The organism is Streptomyces sp. NPDC030183 (assembly GCF_055573455.1).
Genome location: NZ_JBVIBK010000017.1, coordinates 137,763 through 151,594 on the forward strand (window position 1 = coordinate 137,763; position 13,832 = coordinate 151,594).

Below are 13,832 nucleotides of genomic sequence, written 5' to 3' on the forward strand. Positions count from 1 at the left end.
TTTAAGAGGTCAGGCGTATCGCCGGGGTTCCGTCGATCTTGCACATATTGCAGAGCCTTTGACCGAAAACGGTTGTATGCGCCCTTCGTACGCCTCGCACCGAAGCGCACGCCGGGGGCGTACGCGTAGGCACGACCCCCCGGGCAAGAGAGCACGCCTCATAGGACAGACGTACGGACCGCAGGGTTCCAGTTGATCAAGACCAGGGGGACGCAACGCGAGGAGAAGGGAAGAGGGCGCCTCGGAACTGCGGGGAACCGCACGCTACTCAGGGGCGCGGGGAACTGCGCGACCAGCCACGACGACCCCGCAGTCACCCACCCACCCGAGCCCCCGCTCTCTCCCCCCGGCGCCCCGAGCGGAGCGCTCACGCTCCGAAGGCCTTGTCCTTCCCCTTCACCGGCTTGGCCCCGGCCAGGAGGTGCGCCGGCACCAGATCCCGCGCCGGCTCGCTGTACCCCACCGACACGATCTTGTCGCCCTGGTACGTGAACGTCGTCAGGGACGCGAGCGTGCACTGCCGCCGCCGCGGATCGTGCCACAGCCGCCGCCGCTCGACGTACGACCGGACGATCCAGATCGGCAGCTGGTGCGAGACGAGCACGGCCTCGTGCCCGCGCGCCGCGTCCTTCGCCGCGTCCAGCGCCCCCATCATCCGGACGACCTGGTCGACGTACGGCTCGCCCCACGACGGCTTGAAGGGGTTCACCAGGTGCTTCCAGTTCTCCGGCCGCTTCAGCGCGCCGTCGCCGACCCCGAAGGTCTTGCCCTGGAAGACGTTGTCGGCCTCGATGAGCCGCGCGTCGGTCGCGAGGTCCAGCCCGTGCGCCTTGGCGATCGGCGTGGCCGTCTCCTGCGCCCGCTCCAGCGGCGACGCCACGACGTGGGTGACGTCACGGGTGGCGAGGTGCTCGGCGACCCGGTCGGCCATCCGGCGCCCGAGGTCGGAGAGGTGGTACCCGGCGAGCCGCCCGTAGAGGATCCCGTCCGGGTTGGCGACCTCGCCGTGCCGCATCAGGTGGACGACGGTGATGTCACTCATGCTGCTGTGGCCTCCGCTGCCGCTCGCGCCGCCGCCGGGAGGGCGTCGGCGATTCTCTGGACCGCCTGCTCGTCGTGTGCGGTGGACACGAACCACGACTCGAACGACGACGGCGGCAGATAGACGCCCTGCGACAGCATCGAGTGGAAGAAGGCGTTGAACCGGAAGGACTCCTGCGTCTTGGCGTCCTCGTAGTTCCGTACCGGGGTGTCCGTGAAGAACACGGAGAACATGTTGGAGGCGTTCTGCAGCGTGTGCGCGACGCCCTCCTTGGTGAGCGCCTCCGTGACGAGCCCCTGGATCTGGAGGGACACGGCGTCGACGACCTCGTACGCCGTGTCGTCCAGCAGCCGCAGCTGCGCGAGCCCGGCGGCGGTGGCGACCGGGTTCCCGGAGAGCGTGCCGGCCTGGTAGACGGGCCCGGCGGGCGCGAGGTACGCCATGACGTCGGCCCGACCGCCGAAGGCCGCCGCGGGGAAGCCGCCGCCCATGACCTTGCCGAAGGTCATCAGGTCGGGGACGACCCCGTCGACCCCGAACCACCCGGCCCGGCTGGTACGGAACCCGGTCATGACCTCGTCGGAGATGTACAGGGCCCCGTTCTCGGCACAGGCGTCCTTGAGCCCCTGGTTGAAGCCGGGCAGCGGCGGGACGACGCCCATGTTGCCCGGGGACGCCTCGGTGATCACGCAGGCGATCTCGCCGGGGTGGGCGGCGAAGGCGGCGCGTACGGCGTCGAGGTCGTTGTAGGGGAGGACGATGGTGTCGCCGGCCTGGGCGCCGGTGACGCCGGGGGTGTCCGGCAGCGCGAACGTGGCGACTCCGGACCCGGCGGCGGCGAGCAGCGAGTCGACGTGGCCGTGGTAGCAGCCGGCGAACTTGACCACCTTGGTGCGGCCGGTGAAGCCGCGGGCGAGCCGGATCGCGGACATGGTGGCCTCGGTCCCGCTGGAGACGAGCCGCACCTGCTCCAGCGGCCCGACGCGGTCGACCATCTCCTCGGCCAGCGCGACCTCGCCCTCGCCGGGGGTGCCGAAGGACGTACCACGCGAGACGGCGTCCTGAACGGCGGCGATGACCTCGGGACGGGAGTGCCCGAGGATCATCGGCCCCCAGGAGCACACAAGGTCGACGTACTCACGGCCGTCGGCGTCGGTGAGGTAGGGACCGGTACCGGACACCATGAACCGGGGCGTACCGCCCACGGCGCGGAAGGCGCGCACGGGAGAGTTCACGCCGCCGGGCGTGACGGCCGCCGCGCGCTCGAAAAGAGTCTGCGAAACTGGGGCTTCATAGCTATAGGGCAGTTCGGTCATGACCTGCGTTTTCTCATCGAGGCGGACGACGGTCCCCACCAGCGTAGGCCAGGGCCACGCAGCCCACGGCGCCGCAGGCGCATGCGAAAGCCCCACCTGCCAGGCGGGCGGTAACGCGTTGGCAGGTGGGGCTTAGTTCTCCGCCCTCTCCTCGTGCGGGGGTGAGGAGCCGGTTCGGGCGGAGGGGACGGAGCGGGCAGGGTCCAGGTTGGCCGACCTCAAACGACGCCTGGACCCTGCCGCCCCACCGCGCACCGGCGGCGCACTCACACCGGGCGCGGGCTCAGGGGTCAAGACACGGGCACGTCGTACGGAACGACGACACTGAACGGCGTCTGACTCACCGTGCGGAACCGTGTGTGATACGGGCGTTCTTCGGTGTGTGCGTCTGCCCACTTCTTCGCGTCGGCCGCACTGGCGATTCCGCTGTTCTCTAAACAGCCAGCGCACTCGACCCATGCGCGGGCCGGCAGCTCCGATATCTCGGCGTCGGTGCGTACCTCCGGATACGGGTTGGCGACCATCAGCGGACCTTCTTCGGTCGAGGGTGCGGGTGACGAGTGATCTCGACGGCAAGATCCGACGCGTGCGACGGGTCGTAGGCGGGACCACCAATTTCGGTTGCCTGCCTCCACTGCTTCAGCAGGGCTCCGCACACATCGCACCCAGGGACCGGTTTTGGCTCCGACCATGTAGACGGGTCGTCGGACATGTGGCGCAACTCGTCCATCGACGTCTCAAGTGCCATCGCTATACCTCCCGCTACACACTTCGAGGTGTACATGGTTTGTGGTTCACGGCCCCATATCGATCCCCCGGCGGTAATCTCACCGTGAGATGACTTTCGATGTCCCATGTGGATAGGTGAGGGCCGCTGCATGCCGATGACATCCGCCCCGATCGAGCTTCCTGACTGGGCATGGGAGCGCATAGACGTCCGCAAGGCACTCCGTGACCGGGATATGGGGGCAGTCTTCCGGTACGCGCAGCAATACGCCGGCGCCAGTCAGGCGCGCATCGCGGTCGCTACAGGAATGACGCAGTCTCGCGTCAACGAGATCATTAACGGCCGTCGCGAAGTGTCCCGGCTTGACGTGTACGAGCGAATCGCCGGGGGGCTCAACATGCCCGACGATGCGCGACACCTCCTCGGTCTGGCCGCGAGTCGAGAACGGCGGACCGGTGGTGCCGCCTTCGATCTCGCTGCGTTTCCAGAAGTCGTCAGGGTCTACGAAGCTCAGCGATCAGCGGCGACCGAGATTCAACAGCTCGTGCGGGAGGCAAGGGAGCTGGACGTCCTGGCCGTCCGCGGTCTTGGCCTGATCGGCTTGAACGACTCCCTCCTCCGGTCCTACCTCTCGCGCAGTCCCGGTCAGGCGGAGCTACGTGTCCGTGTCCTGTTGCTTGACCCAGAGTCCGAGGCCGTACCGCGCAGGGCCGCTGAGATCGGTGAGTCGACGGAGTCCCTGTCGGGCGGCGTCCTGCTCTCAGAGGCACGCCTACGTGAACTCACCGACGCGTGCTCGATCAGCGTCTACCGGTACCGGATGCTGCCTACGTGGCGAATCATCCGGGCGGACTCGACGATGTTCGTCGGCGCCTTCGATGCCGGATGGGAGGGGCACGAGTCGGCAACGTACAAGGTGATGGAGACTCCGCACGGTCCGTTGTTCCGGGGGTTCCGCAGGATGTTTGATGCGGTCGTCGACGGCGCACAGCGAACGGTATGAGAGGGGAGCTTCAGGTGATCGAAGCGGAGTTGAAGGCTCGCGTGCAGTCGCCCGAGGTGGTCATGCGGTACCTCGACGAGCGAGCTACGGCACGCGTCGAGGTGTACCGCGACACCTACTATGACCGACCCGACGGTGCGCTAGAGAAGGCAGACCAGGAACTCCGCGTCCGCACGGTTCATGGTCCGGACAGCACTCGGACAGTGTTGACCTTCAAAGACGCAGCCGTCGACGAAGGGTCGGGATCCAAGCCCGAGCATGAGACCGACGTCGAGGACGCTCAAGCCACGCATGCGATCCTCCGCGGACTGGGTTACGTCGAAGTCATCGCGTTCGAGAAGCGATGCCGCAACTACAGCTTCGAGGCGCGCGGCCGGCGAATGCTTGCGACCCTCGTGCGTGTACCTGAGATCGACGGCACGTTCCTGGAGGTAGAGACCCTCGTCGAAGAGCCTGAGGTGTCCGCGGCTCTCGACGACGTTCGTGCCGTTCTAGCTGATCTCGGGATTGCGCCTGACGACGTCACCCGCGATACCTACACAGCCGCTGTCCAGGCTCAGCGACGGTAGCTCTCAGACCGGAAACCCAAGCGCGCGCATGCGACGTCGGTACGCCCTACCGTGCTCGCCGTCGCAGAATCGGCGCACTCGTCCCGCTCCCGGCTTCTGTGGCAGTTCTACGCCGCAGTGTCCACAGGTGACGTGCTGGCTCTTCGCTGGCATGCAGCTCATGGGTTCCTCCGTTGTCATCAAGCCCCGTGGGGCGTGGAACGGGGCCGCCCGGACGTCGAGCGGCCCCGTGTGTGCGTGTGGTGTGTATGTCAGGCGTAGCGACCGGCGCTGAGCGACGCCCCTGTATCGGCGTTGCGTACGTCGATGCGCTTGTCAATGAGTCCGTGGAGTTCCCGGCCGTCGACGTTCGTCGTGCAGGCGACGTCAACCTGAATGTTCGGGACGCCACCCCTCGACGCCCTGATGTCGTCCCACTGCGACGAGGTGAAGACGGGCTCCGGCTTGCCCGTCCCGTTGGCGACGAGGTTGAGGCCAGGCGGGAGGTACCCGCCGTCGTCGTACCAGTGAGGGCTACGCGCGAGCCACTTCGAGTAAGCGGCTGCCGGAGAGCCGTAGTCGGGACGGCCCTTGATGTAGCCGAGACCCCAACGGATCTGCGTCTTGTAGTTCGTCCTCCAGTCGGCGCCGGCCGACGCCATCTTGTTGGCAGGCAGCGACTGAGGGATTCCGTACGCGCCGGAGCTGGGGTTTCGGGCGTTCCAGCGCCAGTTGGATTCGCCATCCCACAGCTTCTTCAGGGGGCCGAACTGCGACGGCCCCCATCCGTAGTTGCTCAGGATCGACTTCGCGTACTGCTGAGCAGCGCCAACGGCGTTGGCCTTGAATCCGCCTCCGCCCCCACCGTTCAGGTAACGCATCGGGTCGACGGCCTTGCCGTTGAGCCTCGCCTCCAGGTGGAGGTGGGGGCCCGTGACGTTGCCCGTCGCGCCGACGTCGCCGATCCGGTCGCCCCCGTCGACAGCCTTCGGAACCGTCGCCCGCAGCCGCGACATGTGCGCGTAGAGGGACTGGAGTCCGGCGCCGTGGTCAATGACGATGTGCTTGCCGTACGGGCCACCAGACGCAGCCAGGGAAACCCGTCCGTCAGCAACCGCCTTGACGGCAGTGCCGACAGCCGCGGGGAAGTCGAGGCCCGTGTGACGTCCGCTGCTCCACATCGAGCCGCGCTTGCCGAACGGAGTTCCGTAGGCAGCGGCGACGGGCTTTGCCCACATGCCCCCGCCACCGCTTCCACCGTCGCCAGAGAACATGTTCGCCGCAGCGTCGACGATCTTGTCCTTCAGGGAGCTGATCATCCTCAACGGGTACTGAGTCAGCGTCGTCCCCATCGGGGCCTTGCCGAGTCCCTTGGACAGCTTGTCGACGATTGGCTTCGTCAGTTGGCTCCAGATCTTCGACGGATCCGTCAGGAGATCGGCGCCCGCCTTCGCCCAATCGACTCCCTTGCCGACGACGTCGGAGACGGTGTCCTTCGTCCAGTCCCATGCACCGTCGAGGGCGCCGACGAGACCTCCGTCCGCGAACTTCTGAACCCCTGGGATTTCGCCCGTGCGGTTCATGTATTCGAGGTTGGAGAATCCGATCTTTCTCGCGCTGTCGCGCCGGAGGATGTACTCGTCGGCCATCGCGAGGATGGGAATGGAGTCAACGCCAGGAATCCCGCCGCGAGTGCGGCCACCTTGCGCGAACTTCTCCGGGACGAGCTTTGGAGCCTTCGGGAGCTTGCCGAGTCCGACGAATCCAGCGACCTTGTCCCACACGGCCTTGATGCCGTTGGTGTAGACAAAATCGATCACGAAGTTCACGGGTCGTGCCGTGATTCCGACGACCTTGTCCCACGCTCGCTTGATGCCCCTGCGGGCAGATTCGAACGCGTCCGCCACGAGACCGACGGCCGTCTTTATCTTCCCGAACGCGGGCTTCAGACCCTTCTCGTAGATGAAGCTGACGATCGACGATATGGCCTCCATCGGAGGCTTCACACCTTTTCGGTACAGCCACGAGAATACGGATCCCACACCTCGGATGACGTCGACAACGAATCCGAAGTAGCGTTTGACGACGTTTCGCCACCACCACGCGATCAGGTCACCGATGAATCCCAGGTAGGGGCTGAAAATCTTCTGCCACAGCCACGTCACGACGGCGCCCACGCCACGCCAGTACGCAATCATGAATTTCACGTACGGCTTGATGATCTTTTCCCAGAGCCATACGACCATGACGCCGAACCACTCGAAGAAAGGCTTCAGTGCCTTGTGCCAGAGCCACAGCGAGGCCGTCTTGATGCCGTCCCAAGCGCGAAGCACGAGGTCACGGAACCAGGGGAACTTGTTGAAGGCGTAGATCCCCGCTGCTACGAGCGCCACGAGGGCAAGAACGAAGAGCCCGACGGGATTCGCGTTCATCGCTGCGTTCAGAGCCCATTGCGATATGGCCCAGACTCGCGTAGCGGCGATGACAAGCCAGATCCCTTGGACCAGCCACGGAGCGTCTTCCGCGACGATTGCGATGCCCTCTGCGAGACCGCCGATGAACTTCAGAACGACCTTCGAAACCGGAGACAGCGACTGAGCCACTTCGAAGACCGCGTCTAGGGCGTTCCCGAATGTCTCCCCGAGCACTTTGCCCGTGGTGTCGGCATAGTCGAGGAATCCCTCGAACTCTTCGGATTTCCTGAGCCCCGTCCCCCAGTCGGCGAATCGCTCCGTTATCCCCGTCGCCCGGTCCGCAATGTCATCCATGTGCGGAAGGAATGCCGAGACAACGCCGGCCATCCCCTTCAGGGTGAAGCCGAATGCCTTTCCGAGGCCAACGATCGCGGGGCGCGCGCTCTTGGTTATTTCCTTTTTGAAGGTCTGCCAGAACGGGGTTTTCAGTTCCTTTGACGCGGAGTCCTGGAGTTCGCTGACGGCCTTCGCGGAGCTACGGACGAGCGGCGACAGTCCGGGGAGAGACTTCTTCGCGCCGTCGACTCCGCGGGTGAATATCGGCAGTACGTCAGGCTGGAGTTCCTTGACCCAGTCCTTGTACGCCTTCGTCAGCCCGTTCGGGCCGGCGATGGAGTCGTACAAGTCCCGCTGCTCCGGACTGAGCTTCGCGAGTGCCTTGCGGTACTCCTCCGCCTTCGTCGTAGCCGTCGATGTCGTACTGATACCCGACAGGCGGGCCGACTCGACGCCCCGCTCCGCGGACGCGATGGAGTCCGCTGCCTGAACCTGCGTGTCCGCAGCGTTGCGGACTGCGTCGGCGAGGTGGCGCTGAGCATCGGAAACGGTCTGAGCGGCGTCGACCTGCGCCCGCGCTGCGTCGCGCTGAGCGTTGGCAAGAGCCTTCGTCTGGTCCACGACGTTGCGCTGAGACTGCGCGAGTCGGTCGGCAGCGCGCTTGACGTCCGCGTTGCCGTTGACGCCGTCCTTACGGGCCTTCGCCGCTTCCTTCTTCAGCTCGTCGAAGCTCTGCTTCTGCTCTTCGGCGTTGCGGACCGACTGGTCATAGGCCAGTTGAGCCCGCTCGCGCTGGAGGTCCGTCGCCTTCGGGTCGGCCATGACCCGGTTGAGTTCCTCCTGTGCCTCACGGACACGGAGAGCGGCGTCCCGCTGGTCAAGCTGTCCGTCGGCAAGGCGGTCGTTCAGGTCGGCAAGCTGCCGTGCTGCGTCGCGGCGGGCCTGCGTGAGGTCTTCCTCCGCCTGCTTCGCGTCCCGCTTTGCGTCGAGGAGGGAGCGCTCTGCGCGGGCGACGTTCTCCGCTGCCTGGCGTCGCTGGTCCGCGGCACGCTGTGCTGCCTGTGCGACGGCTCGTTCCGCGTCCTCGACCTGCCGGTTGGCCTGAGCGATGGAGCGGGCTGCGTTGCGGTGCGCGGCCGACAGTGCCTGTTGGGCACTGGCCATCTGAAGGGCGTTCTGTGAAGCCTTCACGTTGGCCGCTGCGGAACTATCCGTCGCGGAGGCTGCTTCCTTGTCCGCTGCGGTCTTCGCCTGAATGACGCTAGTGACACTCTTGATCGCTGGAACGGCGACGAGCGCCAGGGCTCCGACGCCGGCGCCCGCAGCGACGGCAGCGGACGCAATGGCGCCAATGCCTGCCGCTGCTACTGGGATGACCGGGAGGGCGGCTACAAGGCCGACGGCGACACCAAGTTGCATAAGTGCCGCCATCGCGGGCGCGGTATTGGCGCGCACGCGTATGTTGACGTCGTCCCGGTCGAGGTCGTTTACCTGACGCTGCATGGAAGCGATCTCGGTTCGAGCCGTCGCGATATCGGCGCGGATCTGGATATTCGGAGAGCGTGAGCCGAGACGGGAAAGCTCCGCGTCAATGGCTTGCATCTCTGCGATAGCCGTTGCCGCGTCGATGTCGACGCCAACGCGCTTTCCACTCAGCGTTTCCATGCGGGCACGAAGACGTGCGAGATCCGCATTGAAGCCCGTGTCAGATATCCGGACGTCGGGACGTGGCAACGCCCTAAACGCCGCCTGCAAACGGCTCCGGAACGCCCGCCCAAACGCGCCCGCGTTGTCGTCGCCCTGCCGCGTCGACGCCGCTCTCGCGGCTCGTCCCCCGTTGTTTATGGCGCTGGGGATAGCCGTTGTGATGCGCCGCGCCATTGCGTCGCCGATGGCGTCGCCAAGGTCGTTTCCGATGCGCTGCCCGTCGCCGGCCAGGCTGGCTCGCATGGTCTCTGCCATGCGATCACCGAGCTTCTGACCTGCCTCGATGCCCACACGGTCGGCGATCGGGAGGACAGCTTCCTTCAGCTTCCTGTGGAAGTTCGGGACGATCGGAATGACGTCGACGGCTGCTCCGCCGACAATGTCCAGGTCACCCGTCATAGAGCGACCCCAACAGTGGCCCCACCGCAAACGGGTCCGTTCGCCCGTTGAGGAGCCGTTCCAGCGCGTTTAGCGCCTGATACGCCTCAGCAACTTCAGGTGACGGAGGCGCCGTCCTTAACCCTCTTCGGAGCCACTCGAAATCGGCACAGGCATCGCCGCAGTAAACGGTAGGCATCGGCGTTTCGCCGATCATGACTAGCTCAACATGGAAGGAACAACCCTCCCTCGCGCAGACGTTTTCGTCGTACATGGATTCCCTTTCGGGCATGAAAAAAGGGCCGCTAGCGCAATGCGCTAGGGCCCTTCAGTGGTTTACGGGATTCGGTGCCGTCAGCCGGCCAGATGTATCAGAGTGCGGCGGTTCCCAGATCGACGAAAATCCCCGGAACGTGCGTCCCCGGCGTCTTGCGAGCGTCGAGGAGATCACTCAGGCGCAGGAGTTCGGCCGCATCTTCCGGCGTCCCCGCTCGCGCGGCGTACGCCGCTCTGCGGCACCACACGTAACACTGCTTCGAGCAGTGCCTATTTCGCCTCCAGCCGCCCGAACGGGTCGGTACGAGACTGCGCCAGAAGCCGCAACCGGGGCGTCGGCATGTCAGAGGTTCGTTTCCGTGCGACATGGCTCCTCCAAAGCGTTCGTTGGTGATCTTGTAACGGCTACAGCCCCGCTGACCTGCGGTTTGTCACACTTTCCCGATGGCGCCTCACGCTGACGCTTGATCGTTCCGTGGACGCGATCCGCCTCGTCCGCAATGCGGGAGAGGCTCCAGGGGGCCGCCTGGGGGCGTCTCGGGGGCGCTCTGCGGTCCCTCAGAACGACCTCTAACCGGTTGTCAGACCGCGTGGCCCAGCACCTCTTCGGTCTTCTGACTGAGGGTGACGGGATCACCCCCCTGGGGTCGCGCTGCGTTATCGCAGGTCAGAGCGTTGCAGTGTCGGCCGACCAGCCGGCCCGCATGCTGCCGTCTCACTCAGTCCGACGCGCGCGGCGTACTCTCGTCGCGCTGCCTGCCAACGTCGCCAAGCACGGATGACAAGCGCTGAGTTCATCCCGCTGCGCTCGACGTCGCTCGTCTCGTCCACGTCGAGCCAATCCCAGACGACGCAAGGCGTGCGCAACTCCCGCGGGCACGACGGTCCGCCCTCGTCGGGCGTCCGTGCTGCCGCTCGTCGGGCAAGCATGGCGTCGGTGCGTGCGCTCACGCTGCCCCACCGGGCAGCGCGTGCAGCTCACCCGTGCGCGTGTCGACGGGCTCCATCTGCCATCCCAGCGTGCGGAGTCCCGCAGGGCTCAGACCCAAGTGGTCGGCAAGGTGCCGTGCTTCCTGTGCCAGCCCTGCCGTTGCCTTGCCACTGAGGGACTGACACACGATCTGGACGTACACCGCGACGAGTGGCACGTAAGCGTCGTACCACTGCGTGGCTTGAGGCGACTGCCAAAGCTCACTCCACATGGTCCGCTCAGCGTCGCTCCACACGCGTCCCGCAGGCATGTCGGGCACGGGCAAGTCGCAGCCTGACAGCGGGAGGACGATGAGACCGGCGCGGGGTTGCTTCCCGCCTTCCCTGTGCGTGCGGCTGTAGGGCCGTGTGGGGTCTCTTCGTGGCCCTGGGGCAACCATGGTGCCTCCCTTCGTTAACGGGCTCCGTGAGTCGTTCGACGGAGCCCGGAGGCTTATCCCTGGCCCAGGCTCGACACGTGGTCGAGTCTGATCTTGTGGACCTTGGTCGACACGGTGACCGTGAGCAGCGTCGGCCAGACGATGCCACCCACGAGGTGGGTACTCGGCGCTGACGTGTACGCCAACGTGCCGGTGAGCGTCTTTCCTCCGACGAGTTCCACCGTCACCGTCTGACCGTTCAAGGTCATGGCGTGGTCGCGGATCGCGGAGGTGTACTCGTCGAAGAGGATCGTCGTAGCCATCGGTTCTTACCGTCCGTTCATCTCGTACGTGCGCACAGCGAAGGGGTTCCGTCGCTGCTGTTCCTCGGTTGGCGGCTGGAACGGCGCTCGCTGCGGGTGCGTCTGCCTGTAGCGCTCGGCGCCCCGGCTCACGGTCCCGGCGCCAGTGCCGACGTCGGGGCCCATGGCGCCGCCAGAGCGGGCGTTGAGGGGCGGAGCCGTCCCGATGCCGAGTTCAGTCGCGAACGCCTCCGCGTCGGCCGTCAGCTCCTCGTCGGTGCTGCCCTGGAGCCGCGCGCACTGCTCCGCAGTCAAACCGACGGCGAGTCCTGCGCGGAGTCGGGCCAGTTCAGCAAGAGCGTTGTCGCGCTCCTGCTCCGGGGTGAGTTCCATGGTTGCTCCTAGAAGTAGTCGGTGGTCGACGGCTCGCGGTCCGGGTGAACGGCAGTCGCCTTCGGTTTCGCCGGCGTCGGCTGTGAGTGGTCCAGGTGGGGCGTGCTGGAGTGCGTGTAGACCTGCGCCGGACGGGGCTCTCGCAGCGGACGGACGCTCGGGGAGTAGTCGACGAGCGGACCGTCAGCGCCCGCGAACGCGTCGATGAGATCCGCGGCGTTGGCGTCGTCCCGGAGATCGTCGAACGACGTGGGGACGTAGGCCGCTTCGGCGCCTGCAAGCCACAGGAGAACCGTCTCGGAGTACCTGCCGGACCGTGTGGCGTCCTGCACGTGGGCGGGGATGTCGTCCAGACGTCCGCGTACTTCGCCGTATCCCTGGCGCCTCCACTCGCGGAGGTTTCGCCGCTCGTCGGTGTCGTCGTCACCGACCATGGAGCCAGGGCGCGGGCCGGGGTCGAGAAGACTCCACTGAGCCGCGCGGATGTTGGTCAGGTCGACCACGAGACTCTGAAGGCGTCCCCACGCCTCCACGACGGCGCCTCCGGCCTTGATGGCGTCGCCTGGCGACCGGACGTCACCGAGGATCCCCGCGGCCTCCCTGGCGTCGCTCAGCACCTCCGCGAGACGAACGCCAAGGTGCTCCAGCGCGTCAGAGGCAAGCGCCTGCCGTGTGTCGTAGGCGAGAAGCTCCGTCGACTCGACGGCACGCTTCCTGGCGAGTCGCTCCGCCTCCCACTCCAGGGCGGTCGTGTGCGCCTTCGCAGCGCGCTTGCCGAGATCCGTCGGCCAGGATCCGTCAGCGTGGAAAGCGGACACAGCAGCGTTGATGACGTCGTTCTGCGCGACGTCGGGCGAGTTGCCGTGCGGATGCTCGCGAAGGCGCTTCTTCGCCTCGTCGAGGAGCCGCTCCGTGCGCTCGATTTCGGGCACGGTCGCCAGAGCTTCCGTGAGTTCAGGGTTGGTCATGGGTGAACCTCTCTTGAAACGACACAGGCGACTGACCCGTGTTGGTCAGTCGCCTGATGGCTCTGCGTTGGCTGCCATTGCGGGGAGTTCTTGAGCAACTCCGCGCGATCCGCTCTCCTCTGACGGACACGAGCGCGAATGGCGTCGGCTGAGTCCGCGTACCGGCGCCGTTCCGCGGCGTTCATGCAGTCGCGGCACCGCCGCTTCAGCCCCTGCCGGCCAAGTGCGTCACGGTGGTAGTGGTCGACGGTCCGGGGAAGCTGCCGTCCGCAGCTTGGGCATGGCCGCTCTCGCGGGGGTATCGGGACGTCACACGTCGACATGGCGTCCTCCGTTCTGTCCGTCTGGCGAATGAAGGGGAAAAAGAAAAGCGCCACCCGCAGGCAGCGCGAAACGTGATCAATTTTGAGGTCCGGCGACGGAGCGTCGGCCGTGGAGCCCGCGGAGGAGAGAGCGCTCGCTCAACACGGATGGCTACAACGTCGCCGGACCTAGCGACGCCCCGAGAGGGTGGGCGACGCGTGTGCGGAGGAGCCCCCGCACATTGGTTATGGGGCGCACTGTCGACGACGTACCATGCCATACGTCTCAACTCGGACATCTAGCCGGTGACTCGTTATCTAACCGATACCAAATGACCACATACCGAGATAAACCGTCGCGACCTCAGGTTTGGTGACCGTGCGTGACAGTGGGCTACATGCCCCCGGACGGCCCTGCGCGCCCCTCAGGGCCGCCCAAGGGCCGTAGCGGCGCCTCGGGGCGCGGGACGCTTGAAAGTCGCTCAGGCGGGCGCTCGGGCGCCTTGCTGAGCCTCCTCCTCCCCGCATCGTCCGTCGCCCTCCGTCAAGGGAGGCTGTCGACGTCCCCAGGCAGAGTGGATGCCAAAAGTGCCAAACCAACTCCCATTTTCACTTCTCTCTTAACGCGTATTAGAGAGAGTTGAAGTTAGGGGTTAGTTCGGCACTTTGGACCGCGAAACGGCCTGGAAGTATACGCAGAGCGACGAAGAGGCCGGATTGGTGTACACTGCGTGACGACCACTCGAAGCCCCTCCCCTGCGGCCGACATCG

9 protein-coding genes are annotated in these 13,832 nt (G+C 66.1%); 2 read left to right on the forward strand and 7 right to left on the reverse strand.

What is annotated here, in order from left to right:
* Positions 1 to 367: 367 nt before the first annotated feature.
* From ACZ4Z2_RS21685 to ACZ4Z2_RS21695, 3 genes are all read right to left on the reverse strand, one after another.
* A complete protein-coding gene (locus ACZ4Z2_RS21685) occupies positions 368 to 1,042 on the reverse strand; it encodes a histidine phosphatase family protein (RefSeq protein ID WP_055717429.1) in 675 nt (224 codons plus the stop codon).
* Positions 1,039 to 2,358 (reverse strand): glutamate-1-semialdehyde 2,1-aminomutase, encoded by a 1,320-nt coding sequence (gene hemL / locus ACZ4Z2_RS21690; protein WP_468078261.1) that lies wholly within the window; start codon positions 2,356 to 2,358, stop codon positions 1,039 to 1,041. Before hemL ends, ACZ4Z2_RS21685 begins: the two co-directional genes overlap by 4 nt.
* 290 nt (positions 2,359 to 2,648) lie before the next feature.
* Complete coding sequence (locus ACZ4Z2_RS21695; RefSeq protein WP_468078262.1) at positions 2,649 to 2,882, reverse strand: DUF7848 domain-containing protein; 234 nt, start codon at positions 2,880 to 2,882, stop codon at positions 2,649 to 2,651.
* Between the two features lie 354 nt (positions 2,883 to 3,236).
* Between ACZ4Z2_RS21695 and ACZ4Z2_RS21700 the strand changes: the two genes are divergently transcribed.
* Entirely contained in the window at positions 3,237 to 4,088 is an 852-nt protein-coding gene (locus ACZ4Z2_RS21700) for a helix-turn-helix domain-containing protein (RefSeq protein WP_468078263.1), read from the forward strand.
* A gap of 14 nt (positions 4,089 to 4,102) precedes the next feature.
* Entirely contained in the window at positions 4,103 to 4,657 is a 555-nt protein-coding gene (gene cyaB, locus ACZ4Z2_RS21705) for a class IV adenylate cyclase (RefSeq protein WP_468078264.1), read from the forward strand.
* 251 nt (positions 4,658 to 4,908) lie between these two features.
* On the opposite strand, the gene ACZ4Z2_RS21710 is transcribed toward cyaB, so the two are convergent.
* From ACZ4Z2_RS21710 to ACZ4Z2_RS21725, 4 genes are all read right to left on the reverse strand, one after another.
* Positions 4,909 to 9,492: an aggregation-promoting factor C-terminal-like domain-containing protein gene (locus ACZ4Z2_RS21710; RefSeq protein ID WP_468078265.1), complete on the reverse strand. Its 4,584-nt coding sequence runs from the start codon at positions 9,490 to 9,492 to the stop codon at positions 4,909 to 4,911.
* 1,678 nt (positions 9,493 to 11,170) lie between these two features.
* Entirely contained in the window at positions 11,171 to 11,419 is a 249-nt protein-coding gene (locus tag ACZ4Z2_RS21715; RefSeq protein WP_468078266.1) for a hypothetical protein, read from the reverse strand.
* Positions 11,420 to 11,425: 6 nt separating this feature from the next.
* A complete protein-coding gene (locus ACZ4Z2_RS21720) occupies positions 11,426 to 11,791 on the reverse strand; it encodes a hypothetical protein (RefSeq protein ID WP_468078267.1) in 366 nt (121 codons plus the stop codon).
* Between the two features lie 8 nt (positions 11,792 to 11,799).
* Complete coding sequence (locus ACZ4Z2_RS21725; RefSeq protein ID WP_468078268.1) at positions 11,800 to 12,759, reverse strand: hypothetical protein; 960 nt, start codon at positions 12,757 to 12,759, stop codon at positions 11,800 to 11,802.
* Positions 12,760 to 13,832 lie beyond the last annotated feature (1,073 nt).